At 65.9% G+C, this 21724-nt stretch carries 16 protein-coding genes; 10 read left to right on the plus strand and 6 right to left on the minus strand.

Annotated elements, in window-relative coordinates:
- Nucleotides 1–20: 20 nt before the first annotated feature.
- On the minus strand, nt 21–1706 hold the full coding sequence (locus D7T59_RS00635) for an ABC transporter ATP-binding protein (protein ID WP_180850837.1): 1686 nt from the start codon (nt 1704–1706) through the stop codon (nt 21–23).
- 127 nt (nt 1707–1833) lie between these two features.
- Between D7T59_RS00635 and D7T59_RS00640 the strand changes: the two genes are divergently transcribed.
- The 4 genes from D7T59_RS00640 to D7T59_RS00655 are packed head-to-tail and all read left to right on the plus strand — an operon-like array spanning nt 1834 to nt 7773.
- Entirely contained in the window at nt 1834–4224 is a 2391-nt protein-coding gene (locus tag D7T59_RS00640; protein WP_258012886.1) for a TonB-dependent receptor plug domain-containing protein, read from the plus strand.
- Between the two features lie 7 nt (nt 4225–4231).
- Complete coding sequence (locus D7T59_RS00645) at nt 4232–5695, plus strand: DUF3526 domain-containing protein (RefSeq protein ID WP_180850839.1); 1464 nt, start codon at nt 4232–4234, stop codon at nt 5693–5695.
- Nucleotides 5692–7050 (plus strand): ABC transporter permease subunit, encoded by a 1359-nt coding sequence (locus tag D7T59_RS00650; RefSeq protein ID WP_180850840.1) that lies wholly within the window; start codon nt 5692–5694, stop codon nt 7048–7050. The genes D7T59_RS00645 and D7T59_RS00650 overlap by 4 nt, the downstream gene beginning before the upstream one ends.
- Before the next feature lie 12 nt (nt 7051–7062).
- Nucleotides 7063–7773, plus strand: coding sequence for an ABC transporter ATP-binding protein (locus D7T59_RS00655; RefSeq protein ID WP_164137026.1), 711 nt, complete (start codon nt 7063–7065; stop codon nt 7771–7773).
- Here D7T59_RS00655 and D7T59_RS00660 read toward each other — a convergent pair.
- The 3 genes from D7T59_RS00660 to D7T59_RS00670 form a co-directional block, all read right to left on the minus strand.
- Complete coding sequence (locus tag D7T59_RS00660; RefSeq protein WP_180850841.1) at nt 7770–9611, minus strand: asparagine synthase-related protein; 1842 nt, start codon at nt 9609–9611, stop codon at nt 7770–7772. The two genes, D7T59_RS00655 and D7T59_RS00660, sit on opposite strands and share 4 nt — an antisense overlap.
- Nucleotides 9612–9624: 13 nt before the next feature.
- Nucleotides 9625–10326: a lasso peptide biosynthesis B2 protein gene (locus D7T59_RS00665; protein ID WP_180882679.1), complete on the minus strand. Its 702-nt coding sequence runs from the start codon at nt 10324–10326 to the stop codon at nt 9625–9627.
- Nucleotides 10327–10402: 76 nt separating this feature from the next.
- Complete coding sequence (locus D7T59_RS00670) at nt 10403–10564, minus strand: hypothetical protein (protein WP_164145897.1); 162 nt, start codon at nt 10562–10564, stop codon at nt 10403–10405.
- Between the two features lie 191 nt (nt 10565–10755).
- On the opposite strand from D7T59_RS00670, the gene D7T59_RS00675 reads away from it, so the two are divergent.
- Both D7T59_RS00675 and D7T59_RS00680 read left to right on the plus strand, forming a co-directional pair.
- Nucleotides 10756–11682 (plus strand): ParB N-terminal domain-containing protein, encoded by a 927-nt coding sequence (locus tag D7T59_RS00675; protein WP_180850843.1) that lies wholly within the window; start codon nt 10756–10758, stop codon nt 11680–11682.
- A gap of 303 nt (nt 11683–11985) precedes the next feature.
- Entirely contained in the window at nt 11986–12879 is an 894-nt protein-coding gene (locus tag D7T59_RS00680; protein WP_180850844.1) for an AraC family transcriptional regulator, read from the plus strand.
- Here D7T59_RS00680 and D7T59_RS00685 read toward each other — a convergent pair.
- On the minus strand, nt 12860–13864 hold the full coding sequence (locus tag D7T59_RS00685) for an extracellular catalytic domain type 1 short-chain-length polyhydroxyalkanoate depolymerase (RefSeq protein WP_180850845.1): 1005 nt from the start codon (nt 13862–13864) through the stop codon (nt 12860–12862). The two genes, D7T59_RS00680 and D7T59_RS00685, sit on opposite strands and share 20 nt — an antisense overlap.
- A 221-nt stretch (nt 13865–14085) precedes the next feature.
- On the opposite strand from D7T59_RS00685, the gene D7T59_RS00690 reads away from it, so the two are divergent.
- The 4 genes from D7T59_RS00690 to D7T59_RS00705 are packed head-to-tail and all read left to right on the plus strand — an operon-like array spanning nt 14086 to nt 21024.
- Nucleotides 14086–16260, plus strand: a complete 2175-nt coding sequence (locus tag D7T59_RS00690) for a TonB-dependent receptor (RefSeq protein WP_180850846.1) — start codon at nt 14086–14088, stop codon at nt 16258–16260.
- Between the two features lie 32 nt (nt 16261–16292).
- Nucleotides 16293–17171: an alpha/beta fold hydrolase gene (locus tag D7T59_RS00695; protein ID WP_180850847.1), complete on the plus strand. Its 879-nt coding sequence runs from the start codon at nt 16293–16295 to the stop codon at nt 17169–17171.
- The gene (locus D7T59_RS00700) at nt 17168–17653 is read left to right on the plus strand and encodes a MaoC family dehydratase (RefSeq protein WP_164137033.1); all 486 of its coding nucleotides are present in this window, start codon (nt 17168–17170) and stop codon (nt 17651–17653) included. Before D7T59_RS00695 ends, D7T59_RS00700 begins: the two co-directional genes overlap by 4 nt.
- A gap of 35 nt (nt 17654–17688) precedes the next feature.
- Complete coding sequence (locus tag D7T59_RS00705; protein ID WP_180850848.1) at nt 17689–21024, plus strand: hybrid sensor histidine kinase/response regulator; 3336 nt, start codon at nt 17689–17691, stop codon at nt 21022–21024.
- Between the two features lie 4 nt (nt 21025–21028).
- Here D7T59_RS00705 and D7T59_RS00710 read toward each other — a convergent pair whose 3' ends face one another.
- Nucleotides 21029–21703, minus strand: a complete 675-nt coding sequence (locus D7T59_RS00710) for a response regulator transcription factor (RefSeq protein WP_180850849.1) — start codon at nt 21701–21703, stop codon at nt 21029–21031.
- Between the last annotated feature and the right edge of the window lie 21 nt (nt 21704–21724).

The raw sequence follows: 21724 nt of genomic DNA on the forward strand, positions 1-21724 counted from the left end.
ATAGCCCATTGCCAGGCCGATCACCCGGGGGCGGAAAGAGCCCCTGGCCTGCCTTGATGGCCCTCCCCCAGATCGATCAGCCGATCGGCCGCGGTCACGACGCTGCGCCGGTGGGTGATGGCCACGACGGTGACCTCACCGGCAATGGCACGGATGTGGTCCATGATCTCGCGCTCGGTGGCTTCGTCCAGGGCAGAGCTTGCTTCGTCCAGGAACAGGATTGCCGGCTCGCCATACAGCGCACGCGCGATGGCGATGCGCTGGCGCTCCCCGCCGGAAAGCTTCAGGCCACGCTCGCCCACCGTGGTCTCAAGCCCCTCGGGCAAGGCCTCGATCAGTGGCAGGATCGCGGCCTTGCGTGCGGCATGCCGCAGCCGGGCATCATCACGCGCGCGCCCCAGCAGGATGTTGTCGGCCAGGCTTTCATTGAGCAGGATGACGTCCTGGGGAACCACCGCGACCGCGGCATGCCACGCAGCACGGTCGATATCGGACAGCTCGACGCCATCCACGAGAATCCGGCCACGCTGGGGATCGATCGACTTCAGGGCCAGCTTGAACAGCGTCGACTTGCCCGACCCGGTGGGCCCCATCAGGAAGGTGATGCCGCCGCGCCCGGCCTGGAAGCAGACATCGTCCACCCCGCGCCCGTTGCCGTAACGATGGCTGACCCGCTGGAACTCCAGCCGGCCATCGCCCCCGGCGAAGCGCTGGGCATGGGCCACCTGCCGTTCTTCGGGCGCAGCCCACAGGGTTGAAAGCGGGCCCAGCATGCTCCAGGAGCGCGCGACGTCGTCGATGGAACGGGCAATCATCTCGAACGGCATGTTCAGCTGCAGCAGCAGCAGATTGAACAGGACGATGTCGCCGACGCTGAGCGTCCCACTCTGGTAGCGCGGCAGCAGCAGATGGAAGGTCACGATGAACTCCACCGCGAGGCCGATGCCCAGCAGGGCGATGAAGCCTATCCGCTGCAGCACGTAGGCGCGCCAGCTGTCGCGCACGTCCTGGGCCTTCCGCTCGAAGCGCTGCACCATCCAGGCGCTGCCGCCGAACTGGCGCAGCGTTTCCATGGCATTCATGGCGTTGCCGACGAAACGGGCATTCTGCTGCCCGGCCTCGACGGCGGCTTCACGATGGATGCGGGCACGGCGGGTGGCGATGGCCGAGAGCGTGACCGCCACCAAGCCGTAAGCCAGCACGATCACCACCACCTGCAGGTTGATCAACGTGCCCAGCGTCACCAGGGTTAGCACGATCTGCAACGCACTGGGAATGAAGGCAACCAGCCCAAGCTGCACGACGATCTTCAGTGCGCCACGGCCTTTTTCCCCGGCTGATTGCAGCTCGGCGGGGTTGTGGTCCAGGAAGAAGCTGTTGGTCTTCTTCAACAGGCGGGCGAAGTAGCGGGTGCTGGTGATGAAGCCGAGGTTCTCGCCGCTGAGGAACGACAGGTACTGCACCGTGTTCTGCAGGGCACTGCCCACGCCCAGTACGACGGCATAGAGCAGGAATCCCCACGCCAGCGCGTTGACTCCATCGACGGGCAAGCGGTCGATCAGGCGCGAGAACAGGTACGGCGCAGCAACACTGGCAAGACTGGACAACAGGACACTGCCGGCGATCAGCAGCAACAGCCTGCGGTCGGCCTTCCAGTACGCCGCCAGGATTTCGGCAACTGGCGGCGGAACTGGGGTCTTTGTCATCGATGTCGTTCCAGCAGGCCCACGGCGTCTCTCCATTGCTCGCCCAAATGCTATGATATAACATCGCCATTAAGGGCGGCGCAGCCGCGTTGCAGGCCACTTTCGGATGGGATCGATGGACCGGGGAATGACGAACGTATCCACTGCCACGCCGCGCGCATGCATGGCCCTCGGCATCACCGCTGCATTGCTGGCCAGCCTGCCGGTGGCGGCACAGAGCACGGTCGCTGGCCAGCGCTCGAGTGCGGCAGGCTCGCCGCCCGAGGCCCCGGCCACGACCCTGGACAAGGTCCTGGTGGTGGGCAGCAACATCCGCAACGCCGCAGGTGGCGGCGCCTCGCCGGTCATCGTGATCGACAGGGAAGCCATCGACCGCACCGGCGCGGCCACCGTGCAGCAACTGTTCGAGAAACTGCCGCAGAACTTCGGCGGTGGCGCCAACGGTGCGAACGTTGCCAACCTGGGGGTCGACCGCGATACCGGCAACAACTTCGGCCAGGGCACCGCCCTGAACCTGCGCGGGCTGGGTACCGGCACCACGCTGACCCTGATCAACGGCCACCGCGTGACCTCATCCAACCGCTACCAGTACGTGGATGTCTCGCTGATCCCGCTGAGTGCTGTAGAACGCGTGGAAATCCTTACCGATGGCGCCTCGGCCATCTACGGCACCGATGCGGTCGGGGGCGTGGTCAACATCATCCTGCGGCGCGACTTCACCGGTTACGAGACCGCTGTGCGCTATGGCACGGTCACTGCCGGCAGCATGGAGGAATACCAGGCATCGCAGTCCGCAGGCTGGTCATGGGAGGGTGGTCACGTACTGGCCAGCTACGAGTTCCTGAAGCAGGGCAACCTGCCGGCGGTGGAGAAGGACTTCTCGAGAAACGTGCGGGTCAAGCCCTACGACCTCTATCCAGGATCGAAGCGGCACAGCCTGTATGTGGACGGCGTGCAGCAGCTCACTGATGTGCTGACCCTGAACGTCACCGGCTCCTTTGCCAAGCGCGAGATGGATACCACCATTTCCGGCACGGCCGACGAAACAAGACTGTTCCCGCACACGCGGCAGTTCGACCTGTTCGCCGGCCTCACGCTGGATCTTCCCAATGAGTGGCAGGCACGCCTGGATTCCGGGTTCGGCAGGAGCGATGTGTCCTACCAGCGCACCACCATCACCGGCAGCTCCGCCAGTACCGCACCGTCCACCAACACCAATTCCGAATCGCGCTACCTGGACGTGGTTGCCGACGGTGAACTGTTCAACCTGCCCGTCGGCGGCGTTCGTGCTGCTTTCGGTGCGGGGTACCGTCGCGATGGCTACGAACTGGTCGATCACCGTGGCCTGGAAAAGCCGCTCGACCTGCAGCGCACCGTCAGGTCCGCTTTTGCCGAGCTCAACGTTCCGCTGCTGAAGGACCTGCCGGGTGTGCGCAGCCTGTCCCTGACCGCAGCGGCGCGCTATGACGACTACAGCGATTTCGGTTCCACGCTGAATCCAAAGTTCGGCGTGCTGTGGGAGGCGACCGAGGGGTTGTCGTTCCGCGCCAGCCATGGCCGCTCCTACCGGGCGCCGGTGTACCAGGACATGCAGTTGAACAACACCGTGGTGGTGGCAAACGTGCCCAATCCGGCCGCGCCCGGTGGCAACACGATCCTCATGATGCTGTCCAATGGCAACCCGGATCTGGGCCCCGAACGTGCCAAGACCTGGACCGGCGGTTTCTCGTTCGCACCGCCGTCGGTGCCTGGCCTCAGGATCGACGCGAACTACTACCACATCGACTACGCCGACCGCATCGGCAGTGGCTTCGGCGGCAGCTTCCCCTCGCTGTTCCTCCAGTCCACGGCCCCCTACGCGGACATCCTGACCACCAACCCCACGCAGCAGCAGATCCAGCAGGCGCGCCAGCTGGGTGTGTCGGGGCTGGGCCTGTTCGTCTCGCGCGTGGGCCCGTATGCGCTGCCCGCCGGAACGGACGAAACCAACAGCCAGGTGATCCTCGACAACCGCTTCCGGAACAATGCCTTCACCCGGCAGCGCGGCGTCGATGTCAGCACCTCCTATGGCTTCGATGCCGGCCAGACCCACATCGCGATCGACCTGGCCGGGCAGTACATCATCGAATCGAAGCGGCGCGTGACCAGCACCTCTCCCGAGGTGGACGCGGTGAACGCGGTGTACTACCCGGTGGACCTGAAGCTGCGCGGAGGCATCGCACTGAGCCGGCAGCAGGCCGCGGGCGGTCTGTTCGTGAACTACGTGGACAGCTATCGCGATCCGGCCAACCTCGCCCGCCCCCACGTCAGCTCATGGACGACCGTCGACCTCAATCTCGCCTATCACTTCGGCCCGCCGGCGGACCCGCAGCGTGGCACCTCGCTCGCGTTCAACGTGCAGAACCTGTTCGACCGGGATCCACCGTTCATCATCAACAGCATCAATACCGGCTACGACCCCACCAACGCGACAGCGCTGGGGCGTTTCCTGTCCATGACGCTGACGCATCGCTGGTAGGCCCCGCATGCGTGCCCATTCTCCTGCCGCGTCGAGGCCCACGCTGGCCATCCAGCAGGCCTTCGCTGTTGCGTCCACCCAGCTCACGCTGATGTGGCGAGAGCGGCGTGTGCTGTGGCTCGCCGTTGTCCTGTTGCTGATTGCGGGTGCGTCGGTGCTCAGCGGCGCCGCACGCATGACCCTGCAGGCGCAGGAGCGCCAGGCAGTGAGCGAGGAAGAGGCGCGGCTATGGGACAGCCAGGGCACGATCGACCCCCACAGTGCCGCCCATGTCGGGCGAGCCATTCCTGCCCCGGTGCGGCCGCTGGCGGCGCTGGACCCCGGGCTGACGGATTTCCTGGGAACCTCGGTATTCATCGAGGGCCATGCACGGAACCCGGCCCGGCACCGCGCCGTGGACGCCGGCACCGCACTCAGTCGCTTCCAGGGCTTCTCCGCAGCATGGGCACTGCAGGTCGTGGCGCCGCTGCTGATCATCCTGTCCGGCTTCGCCAGCCTGTCCGGCGATGTAGCCCGCGAGACGCTGCGCCAGGAACTCGGCACCGGCGCCTCGGCCGGCGCGCTGATCAGCGGGCGATTGATTGCCCTGGCGGCCGCCTCGCTGCTGCTGGTGATGGCGATGCTGCTGATCAGCCTTCCAGGGCTGTTCATCCAGTACGGCGGCGCCGCCGATATCGTCGCCCTGCTCGCACTTGCGGCGGCCTATGTGCTCTATCTGCTGGTGTTCTGCGCGTTCACCGTGGGCGTGTCGGCACTTGCCGGCTCCGCTCGAACGTCGCTGGTGGTACTGCTGGGCTTCTGGGTGGTGTCCACCCTGCTGGTGCCAAGGGTGGCACCGGCCGTGGCCGAATCCCTGCATCCGACCCCTTCCGCGCCCTCCTTCAGGGTGGGCGTCACCGAAGAAGCGGAGAACGGTACGGATGGCCACGACCCGGCGGACAAGCGGCTGGACGCCTTGCGCACGGCTTTGATGGCGCGCTACCACGTCGACAACGTGGACGACCTGCCGGTGAACTTCCGCGGCGTGGCCCTGGAGTTTGCCGAGGCGAACTCGACGCGCGTCTACAACCGCCACTTCGACAACCTGCATGCCACCTACCAGCAGCAGGATGCCACGCAGCGATTGTTCGCCATTGCCTCTCCAACGCTGGCGCTGCAGTCCTGGTCGCGTGCGTTCGCGGGCACGGATTTCCGGGCGCACCTGGCATTCCTGCGTGGGGTGGAGGAGTACCGCTACCGGTTGATCCAGGCACTCAACCAGGAAGTGAAACTGCACAAGGCGCCAGGGGGCGGGAAGCATCTGGCCGATATCGCCGGCATCACCCGCCCAGTGCAGTACCGGGGGCCGCAGCAGAGCCTGGCTGGCATCGCCGCAATCCAGGGCGTGAACCTCGCCATTCTGTTCGCATGGCTGATGCTCGGTCTCATGGCGGTCGTCGTTTCGTCGCGGCAGCTGGGCAGATCGCCATGAGCGTGGTGTCGATTGGCCGCTACGAGGTCCGTCGCCTGCTGCGTGACCGGGCGCTGCCGGTGCTGCTTGTCCTCCTGCTGGGGCTGGCAGCCTACGCCGCCTGGAACGGCCGCGCCTGGGTAGACCAGCGCGAGGCGGCCATCGCACTGATCAAGCAGGAAGAGCAGCAGACCAGGGATCGCAGCCGCAGGTTCGTCGGCAAGGCGCCGTCGGTGCTGCCCCGCGTGCAGCCGGTGCTGGTGCCCGGTGAGATGGCATCGCTATCGATCGGCCAGGCGGATGCCTACCCCTACACCGCCGACGTGGTCGCGCTGGGCGATCCGACCCAGCTGCTCAAGCACGTCTGGGCCGACATCGGCAATCCGGCAGCACGGGCCGCAGGGCGGTTCGATCTGGCCTTCGTCATCGTCTTCCTGCTGCCGTTGGTCATTCTCGTGGCCACCCATGACCTGTGGTCGCGTGAGCGTGAGCGCGGGATCGTGGCGCTGCTGTTGTCGCAGCCGGTTTCGGCGACGCGGCTGCTCGTGGTCAAGGCACTCGCCCGTGGCCTGATGGTGCTGCTGCCCACGCTGGCCATCATCGTCGCAATGGCCGTCTGGTCAGGCGCCCGCAGCCCAGTGGGGTTGATCATGCTGGCCCTGACCGTACTCGCCTACGGTGCTTTCTGGCTGGCATTGGCGCTGCTGATCGCGTGCCTTTCCCGCCGCACCACCGAGGCGGCCATCGCCGCCGGCGCGCTGTGGCTGCTGATCGTGGTCATGGCCCCCTCATTGACCCTGGCCGCGGTGAACCTGATCGCGCCGCCACCGTCGCAGATGCAGTTCGCCACGGAAGTGAAGGCGATGCAGTCAGATATCGCCAAGCGCCAGCAGCGCGAGCACCTCGTACGACCGGCACCCCAGCATTCGTCATCGCCTGTCATTCCCGATGCGGTGCGCCAGGCCTATGCCGACCGGGTCGCCGCTGATCGTGAACTGGCCCCGCTGATCGCCTCGCATGCCCGGGCGGAGGCAGCGTACCGTCGCGTACTGGACAGGGTGCGGCTGCTGCTGCCCGCCGTGGCCACCCAGGACGCGCTTGACCGCATCGCAGGCTCGGATGCCGACCGCGCGCTCGACTTCCAGCGTCAGGTCCACACTTTCTGGCAGGCGCGGCGGCTGTTGCACGAGGGCTATCTGGACCGTGACCTGCCGCAGACCCTCGACGAGTACGAGGCACTCCCCCGCTTCCAGTTCCGCGAGCCCGCGGGCGCTGCCCAGCCGGGTGTCCTGGCCGATCTTGCCGCCCTGATCATCGCCAGCCTGATTGTCCTGCTTGCTGCCGCCTCGCTGCGCGGTCGGCTGGCAACGCCCTGAGGAAACGTCCACATGCTGTCTGCAAAGAGCCTGGTCATGGAGCACGGTGCGCATCGTGCGCTGGATGACGTCAGTTTCGAGGTGAAGCCCGGCGAGATCTTCTGCCTGCTGGGCGCCAACGGCGCCGGCAAGTCGACGACCATCAAGCTGTTCCTTGGCTTTCTGAAACCCACCTCCGGTGCGGCCGAAGTGGACGGTCTCAGTGCACACCAGCAGCCGCAGGAGGTACGGCGGCGGCTGCTGTACATCCCCGAGACCGTGGCGCTGTACGACGAGTTGACCGGCTATGAAAACCTGGACTACTTCGCCCGCCTGGCCGGTGTCGAGGAGCGCTCACCTGCGCGGCTGAAGCAGGCGCTCAGGTCGGCCGGGCTGGCAACCGAGGCGTTCGGGCGCCGCGCGGGCCTGTATTCCAAGGGCATGCGGCAGAAGGTCGGCGTCGCACTGGCCATCGTCAAGGAAGCCAAGGCGCTGCTGCTGGATGAGCCGACCTCCGGCCTGGACCCCACGGCATCCGCCGAGTTCCACGAGCTGATCGTACGGGAGCGTGATCGCGGCACGGCGATCCTGATGGCAACCCACGATCTGTTCCGGGCCCGCGAGGTGGCGACCACGATCGGCCTGATGCGCGCCGGTCGTCTGCGCAGGACGCTGGATGCCAGCACGATCACCGCGAACCATCTCGAGAACCTCTACCTGGAAGAGATGAGCCGGAACGCCTAGACCACGCCGGCTGTCTGCGGACCAGCCTGGCCGGACCAGCGCCTCAGCCAGGCTTCGATGTTGATCTGCGGGCCGAAGATGCCCAGCACCTGCGACGAGTGATCCGGACTGACCCCTCGGATGCCCGCATCGGCCAGCGCGCTGTCGAGGTAGCCACGCCTGGCCAGGAACCCATCGACAAGCAGGCTGCTGATGAACGGCTGGTGCCCCTGGGTGACGGCCACGGAGTGATCATCCAGATACGACTTCACCTTTCGCGACAGCAGCGCCTCAGGAAGCAGGCCTTTCAGTGCGCGCCGCGCGATGGTGCGGTCCTCCGCATCGGCCATGAGCAGGTGCAGCGGTATGCGCGCGAACAACTCGACAAGCGGCTGCGCACTGATCGGTGACACGCCATGCCAGCGTCCCACGCCCTCGAACGGATCAAGCACACTGGTCGGGAAAATCATCCGGCCGATATGGGCCAGCTTGTAGGGGGATACGTGATGCCCCTGCTCCAGGGCATGCCGCAGCCAGGCCGGCTGCATGCCATCCTGCTCGGCATGCTCCACCCGCACCCATGGGCAGGGCTTGCCCCATCGGCCGTTGATGCTGGCCGGACGCCTGAGCAGGCCATGGACAAGCGCATCCCGCAGTACGCCGTACAGCGAGTCGCCAGACTGCGCGGTTTCGAAGGCCACGCGGAAGAATCCCCGGTCGATGCCGCGACGCCAGGCGTAGTCGATCGCAGCGGCGTTGCCCTTGAAACGCAGGAACACTGCATCACCGCCGACACCGGTGAACTGTACGGTGTCGCCGTCGAAGTCCACGTCGCGTCGGTGGAGGAGATAGCCGGAGCAATGCGCTGGCCGCGCTGTGCGCGGGAAGGTCATGATCTCTTCCAGCGCGCAGTGTGGCTGCCGCCGGTACTCGATGAATTCGCAGTGCCTGCCCGAGGATTGCCGGGCCCCTTCGACCGCCAGTCGTGCGAATCGCCGCTCGTCGGCACCGATGCCGTCGTCGTAATGATGGACACAGGTCACCTCGGGAGCTGAGGGCGCATGCAGCAGGCCCGCCAGGATGATCGAGGAGTCCAGCCCACCGGACAGCTGCAACTGGATTTTCCGGTGCTGGCCGGCCAGCGCGCCGATGCAGCCGAGCAGTGTTGAACGGGCCAGCTGCACGGCCTCGTCGATGTCCTCGACAGCCTGGTCGCGGGCCAGCCGCACCACGTCCCATTGGCATTGCCGGCCGACCGGCTCGCCATCGCGGATCGAAACCGCTTCGCCGGGTTCAACGGAAGTGACCTCCTCGAAGCCGGTCTGCAGGCCATCACGAAACGGGTACAGCAGGGAGTAGGACAGGAACGACCAGTCCACGCTGAAGTCGCGCAGGCCCAGCCTCAGGCAGTCTTCCATGTTGGAGAAGACGATCGTCACCTGGCCCACCGTGGTCATGTAGCACGGGATCTCCGCAGTGGGATCGCGCAGGACAAACCAGCTCGCCGTCTGCGGCTGGTAGCCGAACGCCACGTACCGGCCCCAGTACCGCTCGACGATGCTGCGGCCGAGGGTGCTGCAGGCGCTGTCGGCCGAGTCCGCATCGAGGTTTGCGCGCTCAGGTACGATGCCTGCGCCAAAATGCTTGTGGAACAGCGTTCCGAGCACCGCCAGGGAACCGGATCGATTGCATTCGAAATAGCCGGGATTGTCAGTCTGCGCGTAGATCGCAGCCCCGTTTCCGTTCATCACGCAGCTGGCACCGGGCAGCGTGGCCTCGATCCTTGCCACCGCCTGGCCCGCGTGGGCAGTCGCGGATTCGGAGAACGTGTTCCAGAGCACGGCGATGTATCGATACATGCGACAGGTTTCGTTACAGCACCAGGATGGGGACCATCCGGCGCAGGTTGAAGGGAATATCGGTCAGCACGTGATCACCGTGCTGCAGCCAGCAGTGCGCAGCGAACGGCTGTGTCCTGACTGCGAACACCCAGGCAGGGACGATCCCGTACTTCGACAGGAACTCCCTCATCGCCAGGCAGTAGAGAAAGCACTCATCGGTCTTCCTGAAGGCGACGGGCCGGAGCCAATCGAACACCCGGACCAGGAAGGCCAGCTCCTGGAGGCTTGCCGCCGTGCCCGGGGAGATGTCGGCCCGCCWGCGGGCCGATGACACGGTGGCGCTGAACGGCAGGACCGCCCTGCAGCAGGCGGCATGGGCCGCCGACGCCATGAACCTGCCCACGTCGCGCGCGGTGATCTTCGGGCATCCCCTTGGCTCCCCCTCGCGCACCCAGTGCCGTGGCAGTTCAAGACGGGGGCTGGCCGCGGACTTGCCCTGCCGTGGATCCCGTGTGATCAGCTGGCGATCGATCAGCGACTGCAGGAGCTTCGGCATCCGTTGCCCATCGGGCGGCAAGGGCCAGTCGAGAACCAGGCCTCCCAGGCTTGCGGCGCCACGCCTGTCGATGGAGAGATATTTCCCCGTGCCCTGGTCAAGTATCACCATCGCATCACCGGTGACGCAGACATGTGCCTGCTTCGACAGGAAATAGGGGGCGGTGCCCTGCTCCATCACGTGCTCTCCTGCCCTGTGACCAAGAAGCGGTGCATGCAGGGCATGCACCGCAGTGACCGCATTGCGCGGCAGATCAGGGCGAGGTGGTCGGGAAGACGCCATCCCACAACGTGCCGTGGTTGTGTGCCTTCGTTTCCGAAACCACCGAGCCCAGCTCGATCAGTTCACCACCCACACCCTGTTCGTCAGGGTTCTGCTGTCCTGCCACTACACCCAGCTCAATCAGCTCGTTCATGAACATCTCCTCTAGTCAGTGGATGTATCCAGGCGTTGCATTGGATACGGAGCAGCCAAGCCACCATCGCCACGCACGTTGCAGGGCGATTGCCGTCAAGGCGCTGAAATGTTACGATATAACATATTATTTTTGCGTGACGGATGGCACGGTCTGCCGACGGTGGATGCGATCCCCGGGATGGAGAATGGATGAGCAGCGAGATCACTGACGACGGCCTGGACGCGACCCTTCTACTGAAGGGTCTGTTTCCGCTACCGGCCTTCGTCCGCTTCATCAGGGAGCGTTGCCCGCCTGGACGCTTCGACGAGGCCGCACTGGTGGCCGACTGGAGGGCCGCACGCAGCGACGTGCATCGCCTGCGCCAGGACGAGGCGAATGAGGCGGACGCCATTGCTGTCCAGCCGTTGCCCGAGGCGATGATGCCGTTGGCCGATCAGGCGTTGCGGCAACCCTCGATGCACCGCATGACCAGCGTGCTGCCGCGCTCCTGGCAGATGGTCGAGATTGATCGACTGGTGATCTTCCAGGAATGCATCAACCTGCGTCACATCGACCAGCTGGCAGCGGCAGTGTCCACCTCGCCCACCGCACTGGAGGTCATGCAGCTCGTCGCCCGCAGCGGACGCCATGCACACCCCGACGTCCGGTTCACCCAGTCCGATGGCAGCTACACCTTTGCTTCCGCATCCAATGACCTGCGATTCCTCGATGTGGCGACCATCGATCCGGCCACCATCACCGGCTACGAGCCGTTCGGCGCGGCCAGCCACGCCGTCGTCATCTATCTCGGTTTCAGTGACAACCTGATCAGTGCCACCCGGTTCGGCAAGCGCGTGATCCTCACCAATGGCTCCCACCGCCTGTACCTGCTGCGCAAGCTCGGCTTCCGCCATGTGCCCTGCCTTGTCACCGATGCATCCGACGGCGACCTCAGCGAAGTTCTGCTGCCGGCGGCGCTCAGGCAGGATCGCGGGTTCTATCTTTCTTCGCCGCGGCCGCCCCTTTTCAAGGACTACGTTGACCCCCGCCTGACCTGTGTTGTGCCGGTCACCCGCAAGCACTACGCCCTGCGGGCAAAGCTCGACCTGCAGAGGATCACGGTTCCGGCGCTGTAGCGCACCGGGAGAAGCGCTCGTCAGGGCCATTGCACGGTAGTTGGCCGGATTGCTGAATCACCTGGCGGAACTGTCGAATGACGCCCCCCGCTTTGCCCAATACGCTTCTGATCCTCGACAGAAGAGGATGCCAGCATGCGTGCAACCACACTGATTGCCGAAGCCGGAAGAAAGGAGATGCCGATCGTTCACGTCCTGATGGGATTGATCTGTGTCTGGCACAGGCGTGAACCGCAGCAGGCGGACCATGAGGATTGACGGGGTGCACTTCCCCTTCGCCTTGTTGTGCGGGGCGATGCAGTGATGACGTCGGCGATCGAGCTGGAGGGTATCGGGGCGGACTACCCTGATCGCGTCGACAGCCCGGTCATGGTACTGGGCGTGGACCCCATCACCGACGCTTGGGAAATGCCCTTCCATGAGCATCGGAAGGCCCAGCTCCTGGTAGCCACGAGCGGATTGATCTCGCTGGAGACCCGTGCAGGCCTGTGGGTCGTCCCGCCACAGGGAGCGATCTGGATTCCCGGAGGGCTGTCCCATCGGGCCAGCAGCACGGGAAAGCCGCATGGCTTCGTTGTGTTCGTCGAGCCTGGGGCTATCGCTGGATTGCCGACACACTGCTTCGCAATGGCGATCAGTCCCTTCATGCATGCCCTGCTTGAACGAACCTCACAGCTTCCCTGGCGGTACGCAGCTGGCAGTGCGGATGCTCGCCTGATGGCTGTGCTTCTGGACGAGCTCATCGCGGCACCGCCGGAATGGCTGCACCTGCCCATGCCCTCCGACCCAAGGCTGCGAAAGCTGGCCAATGCGATGCTGACCGCCCCGGCCGAGCGGGCCACGCTTGAGGTATGGGCGAGCCGGATTGGAATGAGCGAGCGCAACATGTCCCGCCTGTTTTCCGGCGAGACGGGCCTGAGCGTGAGACGCTGGCGCAGACAGCTGCATGTGGTGGTCGCACTGCCGATGCTGGCCAAGGGCCGTACGGTGCAGGCCATTGCCGATGACCTGGGCTATGACAGTTCGGGCGCGTTCGTGACCATGTTCCGAAAGACGGTGGGCGCCCCACCCAAGCGATTCCTTGCCGAACGGGGTGCCCGGCTGCGCGGATCAGACGCTGGAACCCAGGCGCTACGGGAGCCCTCGGCTCCCGCACCGCCAGTGGCCGCCCTGCCCCTCAGCGCTGGTAGCCCTTGAGGAACAACCAGGTGATGAGCGTGGCATCCGGGCCCTTCGGGTCGGTGAACGGCAAGCCCGACTGGCTGCCACTCCACGCATGCCCCATGCCCTGTACCACATAGTGCTGTGCCAGCGTGCGCCCGCCATACGTATAGGTGTCCACCGTATAGGCGCGCCCACCCGTTACCTGGCCGTGGTAGGTGCTGGTCGGCACGTACTTCACCGAGTCGTTGTCCTGGCCGTCATCGGCCAGGTCGTTGGTCTGCAGGAACTGGCGCACCGCCTGCTGGCCGTTCACCGGGTTGACGGTGAGATCGGCACTGCCATGGAACACCAGCACCGGCAACGGCCGCGGCGACGGTGAGCCCGAGCACTGCCAGGCCAGCCGACCGTTGCTGTCCGGCGAATGGATGCTGCCGGCCAACAGCGCGTAGGCGCTGCCGGAGATGGTGGTCGCGCCCTTGAACATGCCGCCGGAATGGATGGCACCGGCGGCGAACACGTCCGAATAGCAGGCCAGCATGATCGAGGTCATCGCGCCCCCGGCCGAGATGCCGGTGACGTAGACCCGATGCGGATCGACGCTGTAACCGGCCTTCACCTTGTCCACGATGCCGGCCAGGATCGAGGCCTCGCCGCTGTCACGGGCCTGGTTGATCGGCAACTGCCAGTTCCAGCAGCGCGCCGGGTTGGAGGTCACGTTCTGGCGTGGATAGACCACGATGAAACCCTCGGCGTCGGCCACATCGTTGAAGCCGGAGGCCTCGCCCATCAGGTTGGGCCCGTTGACGCAGCCATGCAGCACCAGCAGCAACGGCAGCGGCTGCTGGTCGTTGTAGCCGGCCGGCACCCACACCTGGTACTCGCGGGCGCCGAACAGATTTCCATACAGGCCGATGTCCCAATGCCCGGCAGGGCCCGCGGCAAGCACACTGCCTGCCGGCGCCAGCCAGCAGCACAGCGCCAGCAGTACCGCCTTGATCGAATCGATTCCGGATTTCATGGCCAGATCCTCATGCGTGAGTCGTGGATGAAGTAGTACCGGGGACTGCGTCCGGCTGGGGGCGCGCCCAGTATCCGCATCCACGGGCCGATGCCGACTGGACCTAGGTCCACTCGTCGCTGCCGGATGACACCGCTAGCCTTGGCTGCAGGGGTGGCAATGGGCCATCTGTGAGCACCTGCCTGGGGGAGGACCGAATGAAACGGAATTGTTTGAGTCTCATGATCGGCGCACTGCTGGCCTCCGGGCCGGTACTGGCACAGGAAACGCCACAGGCCGCGCCGACGGCAGGCAGGACCGCTTCACCCACGAACCTGGACAGCATCAAGGTCACTGCCCGCAAGCGCGAGGAAACGCTGCAGGAGGTGCCGGTCGCCGTCACCGCCTTCACCTCCGAGGCTCTGGACAGGATGAATGTCCAGGACATCAGCGACCTGGATGCGCAGGTGCCGAACCTGACCATCTACGCCGCCCGTGGCGCCAGCAGCACGGTTACCGCCTACATCCGCGGCATCGGCCAGTCCGATCCCACCTGGGGCGCCGACCCGGGCGTAGGCATCTATCTGGATGACGTCTACATCGCGCGGCCGCAGGGGGCGCTGCTGGACGTGTTCGATGTCTCGCGCATCGAGGTGCTACGAGGCCCGCAGGGCACGCTGTATGGCAAGAACACCATCGGCGGCGCGATCAAGTACATCTCGCGCGGCCTGCCCACCAGCATCGAGGGCTTCGCCCAGGTCACCGTGGGCAACTACAGCCAGCTGGATGCCAAGGCCGCCATCGGCGGCCCGATCGGTGGGGCCGACAGCGGCCTGCGTGCCCGTGTCGCCGTGGCCAGCATGAACCACGATGGATTTGGCGAGAACACCTTCAACGGCCAGCCGGTCAGCGACAAGCAGATCAACGCGGCGCGCGTGAACCTGGGGGCATACGCCGGCGATGATTTCGACGTGCAGTTCGCGCTGGACTGGATCGACGACCAGTCCGGCATGCGCGGTTCGAAGATGCTGGCGCCCAATCCGTTCCTGCGCGCCTACCCGCCGATGGACAGCCGCTACGACATCCGTTCGGGCATGCGCAACCTCAACAACGTGGAAACCAAGGGTGCGTCGGCCACGGTGAACTGGCGACCGAACGAAAACGTCGCGCTGAAGTACGTGGTGGCCAAGCGCGAATCGGACAGCGAGGCCAACATCGACTTCGACACCACGCCGATCAAGCTGGCTGACGTGGGCGGCACCTACCACGACGAGCAGGTCAGCAACGAGGTGCAGCTGAACTACGACGCCGGCGGACGGGTGCGCGGCGTGGTCGGCCTGTACCAGTTCAGTGGCGAGGCCGGCGGCCAGATCCAGAACAACTACTTCAGCGCGCAGTTCGCCGACAACCAGGGCAAGGTACTGACCGACAGCATCGCGCTGTACGCAGATTGGACGTTCGACCTGACCAGCAGGCTCAAGCTTGATGTGGGCGCCCGCTACACCGACGAGGACAAGCGCGCGATCGTGCTGAACCGTCTCTATGCTGACCCTGGCTTCAGCCGGCCGGTGGCGGTGACGGCGGACTTCGACAAGAAGACCAACTTCAAGAACGTCTCGCCCAAGGTTTCGCTGGACTACCAGATCACCCCGGACATCATGGTCTACGGGCTGGCCACGCGCGGTTTCAAGTCGGGCGGCTACAACATCCGCGCCAACGCCGTGGCGGTGCCCCGCTCGGCCGAGCCCTTCGACGATGAGACCGTGGACAGCTACGAGGTCGGCAGCAAGATGGCCTTCCTCGACCAGCGCCTGTTCCTGAACCTGTCGGCGTTCTACAACAAGTACAAGGATATCCAGCTGTCGGTGTTCACCGGACTGGATACCAATGGCGACGGTATCGATGATTCCTTCTTCGGTGATTTCACCAATGCCGGCGCCGGCACCGTCAAGGGCCTGGAAGTCGAGTACCAGTACCTGCCCAGCCGCCACTGGCTGATCTCCGGCAACCTGGCCTGGCTGGACACGAAATACGATGAGTACATCGACCGCGGCATCAACGTGGCCAGGCAGATGAAGTTCACCAATGCGCCGGAATTCTCGGGTGCATTGAACGTGGAGTACCGCACTGACCTGGCCAACGGCAGCAACCTTTCGGCACGGGTCAGCTACAGCTACCAGAGCGAGGTCTGGCCCACCACCGACCTCAGCCCGGTGATCCGCCAGGACGGCTATGGACTGGTCAATGCCGGGGTGATCTGGCGCCTGGATGACGCCTGGACCTTCTCGCTGCAGGGCACCAACCTGGCCGACAAGGAATACCGCACCACCGGTTACAACATTCCGGCGGTCGGCACGCTGATTGGCTTCTATGGGCCGCCGCGCCAATATAGCCTCAGCGTCCGTTACGATTTCTAGCGCATCCGTTACGATTTCCAGGAATCCCCTGCATGATGCAGTCCTACGTAGATCTGTACTGGAACAGCACTGATGGCCTGCGCCTGCATGCGCGCGACCATGCACCGGCTACGGGAACGGCACCGCGCGGCACCGTGGTCTGCATTCCCGGCCTGACCCGCAATGGTGCCGATTTCGATGCGCTGGCCGATGCGCTCACTGCCGAAGGCTGGCGCGTGATCGCAGTCGACCTGCGGGGGCGCGCCGGCTCGGAACGTGCGCATGATCCCTCCAGCTACAACCCACGTGCCTATGCCGACGACATGGTGGCGCTGCTGCGCTCGCAGAACATCGACAAGGCGGTGTTCGTCGGCACCTCGCTGGGCGTGCTGGTGACCATCACCCTGGCCTCGCGCGCGCCCGAGCGGATCGCTGGCGCGGTCCTCAACGATGCCGGCCCAAAGGTGCCCCGTGAGGCGCTGGCACGGATCGGCAAGTACGCCGGCAAGCCGGTGCCACCGATGGATCTCGAGCAGGCCACCGCCTATGTGGCATCGATCGGAAAGACCGCGTTCCCGCGCTTCAGCACCGATGACTGGCGACAGATGGCGGTGCGTACCTTCCGCACGCGCAGCGATGGGCTGCTGGAACTGGACTACGACCCGGCAGTGATCCGTACCACGCGACCGTGGGTGTTGTGGCTGCTGCGGCCGGTGCTGTGGCGCGCGGTGCGCGGGCTGACCTCGCGCGTGCCGGTGCTGGTAGTGCGTGGCGCCCTGTCCGACATCCTGCCGGCCGACGTTGCACGGCAGATGGCGGCGACCTCGGAGAGTGCCCGGCTGGTGGAGGTGCCGGATGTCGGCCACGCGCCCATGCTGTCCGAGCCAGAGGCCCGTGATGCGATCCTGGCCCTGCTGGAGCGTGTGGAATGAGCCCGCAGGACACCGACGCTGCCCTGCCAGCCGCCCTGCAGGCGTTGCAGCAATGGGCGGCCAGCGAGCGGCTGAGTGGCGCAACCCGCATCGCCCAGTCGCGCATCGACGCCTTCGCCGAGGCCACCGGCGACCACAACTGGATCCATGTCGATCCGGCACGGGCGCAGGCACAGCTGCCGGGCGGGCACACCATCGCGCATGGCTTCCTGCTGCTGTCGCTGACCGTGGAAGACGACGTGGCCGCCCTCGCCGGGTTTCACGGCATCGCCCACGTGCTCAACTACGGCTTGAACAAGGTGCGCTTCCTGGCGCCGGTGCCGAGCGGTTCGGAGGTGCGCGTCCGCTCGCGGCTGCTCTCGCTGGAGCTGCGCCAGCCCGGCCAGTGGCTGCTGACCCAGCACAAGAGTGTCGAGCGGCTTCCCGATGGTGATATGGCACTGGTTGCCGAGCAGCTGTCACTGATCGTGATCGCCGCATAGCGCCGACGCGCCCGGCTTCTCCCTACACTGGAGCGATGTTGACGCCCTCTTTCGTGCTGCTGGCCTGCATTGCGTGGACCGCACTGCTGTTTGGCGTGGCCCTGTGGGGCGAGCGCCGGGGGCATCGGCTTTCGAAGGCATGGCCGCTCATCTACGCACTGTCCCTGGCGGTGCACTGCACAGCATGGACATACTACGGCGCGGCGTCGCAGGGGCTGCAATGGGGCTTCCCCATTCCACCCACCCTCGCTGGGATGGCGCTGATCTTCGCGCTCGGCCTGCCGTTCCTGCTCCGGCTGGGGCGACTGGCCAAGCAGCACAACAGTGCCACCATCGCCGACCTGGTGGTCGCACGGCTGCGCGCCGATCGCGGCCTTGGCTTCACCATCACCCTGGTCGCGCTGCTCGGCATCATTCCCTACATCGCGCTTCAGCTCAGAGCGGTCAGCCAAGGGCTGGGGGCACTGTTGGGTGATCGCTTCACAGCTGCCGGCTGGCAGCTGGACATGTCGTTCTGGTTCGCATTGACGATGGCCGCCTTCACCCTGCTGTTCGGTGCGCGCAAGGCGTCGGCCACCGAGCCGAACCGCGGCATCGTGGTCGCCCTGGGCCTGGAATCGGTATTGAAGCTGACCGCACTGCTGGCCATCGGCCTGTATGCCGCGCTGTCGGTGCATACGGCCGGCACGCCGCTGCTGGAAAAGATGGCACTGCTGCCGCCGCCGGCGATCGTGCCGGACTACCTCACCATGGTTGCGCTGGGCGCCATCTCTGCATTCACCCTGCCACACCAGTTCCATGTCGGCGTGGTCGAGCTTCGCCAGACCTCGGACCTGAAGACGGCACGCTGGATGTTCCCGGTCTACCTGCTGCTGATCGGCCTGCCGTCGGTGCCGATGGCATTGGCCGGTGCAGCGCAGCTGCCGGCATCGGTATCCCCCGACCTGTATGTGCTGGCCCTGCCACTGGCCGGCGGTCATCACCTGCTGGCACTGCTGGCCTACCTGGGCAGCCTGAGCGCGGCCACCGGCATGATGATCCTCTCGGGGCTGACCCTGTCGATCATGCTTGGCAACCATGGATTCGGATCGCACCTGCTCGGCGGCATCGGCGGCGGCGTGGCCAATGCCGACCTGCGCCCACGCGTTCTGGCGTTCCGACGTGCCGGCATCCTCGCCGTGTTCCTGATGGCGTGGCTGTACAGCCGCGCGATGAGCGATACCGAGGCACTCAGTGATTTCGGCCTGATGTCCTTCACCGCCCTCTCGCAGCTGGCGCCGGCGGTGCTGCTGGCCGTGTACCGCCCACGCACGCCGTCCCCGGCCATCATGGCCGGCATCGTGCTGGGTTCGCTGGCCTGGCTGTGGCTGGTGCTGCTGCCGATGGTGATCCCGGCCGCGACACCGTCGGTCAGTCCCGGTGGACTGCACTGGCTGGCCGTGGTCTCGCTACCCGTGCAACCCGGCCATATCGCGATCAGCATGGGCGCCAGCCTGGCGATCAATCTGCTGACGGTTGCCCTGGTGTCGCGCGCCGTGCGTCCGCCGCTGCCCCGCAGGCGGGATGCCGTGGCTGCCGCGTCCCTGCGCAGGACCGCCGGACGCTTCCTCGGCCAGGAGCGTGCGCGCCAGCTGCTGGAGGGCCACGCCGGGCAGATGCTGGATGATGACCGGGTTACCGCCGTCGAGCGTGAGCTGACGGCGGTAGTGGGCGCGGGCATGGCACGGCTGCTGGTCGAAGCCGCACGCGAGGGTGGCGCCGCGCCGCTGGATGCGGTGACACGCGCCGTTGGCGAAGCGACCCAGGTGCTGCGCTTCAACCAGCGCCTGCTGGAAGCCGCGCTGGAGAACATGAGCCAGGGCATCAGCGTGGTGGATGCACAGCTGCAGCTGGTGGCCTGGAACAGCCGCTACGCTGCATTGTTCAGGTTCCCGCCGGAGCTGCTGCAGGTCGGACAACCCGTGGTCAACCTTACGGCATGGGCGCTGGACCAGCTGAAGATCGGTGACAGCCCAGGTGACACACCCGACAAGGCGCTGCAGCGCCGCGTTGCACACATGCGGCGCGGCACACCTCACCTGTCCGAGCGGGTTTTCCCCGACGACACCATCGTCGAGATCCGCGGCAACCCGATGCCGGGTGGTGGCTACGTGGCCACCTTCACCGATGTCACGGCGTTCCGCAGGGCAGAAGATGCACTCAAGCGCAGCAACGAAACCCTCGAGCACCGCGTGCAGGACCGCACCGCACGGCTGGAGCAGGCGGTGCAGGAGGCAGAGCGCGCCAATGTGGCGAAAACCCGCTTCCTGACTGCCGTGGGCCACGACCTGATCCAGCCACTGCATGCGGCACAGCTGCTGACCGACGCGATGTCGCAGCACATCGAATCGGAGTTCCTCGACAGCTTCCTGCGCCAGATCCGGGGTGCGCTGGATTCCACCGATGACCTGCTGTCGGGCCTGCTGGACATCTCTCGCCTGGAGGCCGGAGGGCTGGTGGCCGATCCTCGACCATTCGCGGTGTCGAACGTACTGGATCCGCTTGCACAGGAATTCGCCGTGCTCGCGGCCGCCCGCGGCCTGCAGTTCGGCTATGTGCGAAGCCACGCCTGGGTTCACAGCGATCCGCTGCTGCTGCGCCGGGTGCTGCAGAACTTCCTGGCCAACGCCATCCGCTACACCCGCCGTGGCGGCGTGCTGCTGGGGGTACGACGCCACGGCCAGAGGTTGTCGATTGGCGTGCATGACACCGGCCCCGGCATTGCACCGGAGCAACAGGCGGTGGTCTTCGAAGAGTTCCACCGGATCGATCGCAGCAATGGCCAGGGACTGGGGCTTGGCCTGACCATCGCACACCGCATCGCCGGCCTGCTGCATGCACCCCTGCACCTGCGCAGCGTGCCGGATCGCGGCTCGACCTTCTCGCTCAGCGTTGTACGCGCTGAGCGACCAGAGGCGCCCCGCGAAGTACCCATGGTCAATGGCGGCACCACCGTCAAAGGCATCCGCGTGCTGGTGGTGGACAACGACCCGGCTGCACTGGAAGCGATGCGGCAGCTGCTGCACTCCTGGGGCTGTGATGTCATTGCCGCAACCGGCACCGATGTGATCGAAGCCTCAGCACATGAGGCCGCGCTGTGGCTGTTCGACTATCACCTGGATGACGGCGATACCGGTGTCGCGTTGTGGAAGCGACTGACGGCCATGCATGGGCTGCGGCCGACGGTGATCCTCAGCGCCGACACCGGCAGCGCGACGCGCGATGCCGTTCGTGGCGCGGGGCTCTCCCTGCTGATCAAGCCGTTCAAGCCGCTGGCACTTCGCTGGGCGATCAACCACCTGCTGGCCGCAAGCACTGCGGCCACGCCCTGATCGATCAGGGCCCGGGCGCTTCTTCGATCTGCCGGGATGGATCGGCCAGTCCCATTTCGTGCAGTACGCGGATGGCCTGCGCGCGGTTGCGCACCCCCAGCCGATCCATGATGCGCGTCATGTGTGCCTTGACCGTACGCAGCTGCACGCCAAGCCGGTCAGCGATCTGCTTGTTGAGCAGCCCTTCGGCCACCAGGCCCAGCACCTTGTACTGGTGCGCGGAAAGACTGGACAGGCGCGCGGCCAGATCGGCGTCCCTGCTGAATGGCGCGATGCGCGCCACCGGCTCCCGCAGCAGGGCCGGAATCCAGCGTTCGCCCTCCAGTACCGACTGCAGCGCCGACTGCAGTTCGTGCAGGCCCGAGCTCTTGGGCAGATAACCGGCCGCGCCGAGGTCGATGGCACGCCGGATCACCTGCGGCTCCTCATTGGCCGAGACGATGATGATCGCCAGCCCCGGCTGCAGCGCACGGATGGTGGCCAGGCCTGCAAGCCCGTGGTTGCCCGGCATGTGCAGGTCCAGCAGCATCAGGTCGATCGACTGGCCCACAAGCGCATCGAGCACGCTGTCCAGCGAATCGGCTTCGCGGATCTGCAGGTCGGCGACCGCCTCTTCGGCCGCGCGATGCAGCGCCGCGCGGAACAAGGGATGGTCGTCGGCGATGAGCAGGGTCGGCATGTCCAGGCGAGATTAGCAAAT

The sequence above is a fragment of the Stenotrophomonas maltophilia genome (assembly GCF_013464915.1).
GTDB lineage: Bacteria > Pseudomonadota > Gammaproteobacteria > Xanthomonadales > Xanthomonadaceae > Stenotrophomonas > Stenotrophomonas maltophilia_AT.

Bases quoted from the DNA above. Each gene is read 5' to 3' on its own strand.
- D7T59_RS00640 (WP_258012886.1), top strand. From the start codon at position 1,834: ATGACGAACGTATCCACTGCCACGCCGCGCGCATGCATGGCCCTCGGC.
- D7T59_RS00710 (WP_180850849.1), bottom strand. From the start codon at position 21,703: ATGCCGACCCTGCTCATCGCCGACGACCATCCCTTGTTCCGCGCGGCG.
- D7T59_RS00645 (WP_180850839.1), top strand. From the start codon at position 4,232: ATGCGTGCCCATTCTCCTGCCGCGTCGAGGCCCACGCTGGCCATCCAG.
- D7T59_RS00660 (WP_180850841.1), bottom strand. From the start codon at position 9,611: ATGTATCGATACATCGCCGTGCTCTGGAACACGTTCTCCGAATCCGCG.
- D7T59_RS00670 (WP_164145897.1), bottom strand. From the start codon at position 10,564: ATGAACGAGCTGATTGAGCTGGGTGTAGTGGCAGGACAGCAGAACCCT.
- D7T59_RS00685 (WP_180850845.1), bottom strand. From the start codon at position 13,864: ATGAAATCCGGAATCGATTCGATCAAGGCGGTACTGCTGGCGCTGTGC.
- D7T59_RS00655 (WP_164137026.1), top strand. From the start codon at position 7,063: ATGCTGTCTGCAAAGAGCCTGGTCATGGAGCACGGTGCGCATCGTGCG.
- D7T59_RS00635 (WP_180850837.1), bottom strand. From the start codon at position 1,706: ATGACAAAGACCCCAGTTCCGCCGCCAGTTGCCGAAATCCTGGCGGCG.
- D7T59_RS00700 (WP_164137033.1), top strand. From the start codon at position 17,168: ATGAGCCCGCAGGACACCGACGCTGCCCTGCCAGCCGCCCTGCAGGCG.
- D7T59_RS00680 (WP_180850844.1), top strand. From the start codon at position 11,986: ATGACGTCGGCGATCGAGCTGGAGGGTATCGGGGCGGACTACCCTGAT.
- D7T59_RS00695 (WP_180850847.1), top strand. From the start codon at position 16,293: ATGATGCAGTCCTACGTAGATCTGTACTGGAACAGCACTGATGGCCTG.
- D7T59_RS00650 (WP_180850840.1), top strand. From the start codon at position 5,692: ATGAGCGTGGTGTCGATTGGCCGCTACGAGGTCCGTCGCCTGCTGCGT.
- D7T59_RS00675 (WP_180850843.1), top strand. From the start codon at position 10,756: ATGAGCAGCGAGATCACTGACGACGGCCTGGACGCGACCCTTCTACTG.
- D7T59_RS00690 (WP_180850846.1), top strand. From the start codon at position 14,086: ATGATCGGCGCACTGCTGGCCTCCGGGCCGGTACTGGCACAGGAAACG.
- D7T59_RS00705 (WP_180850848.1), top strand. From the start codon at position 17,689: ATGTTGACGCCCTCTTTCGTGCTGCTGGCCTGCATTGCGTGGACCGCA.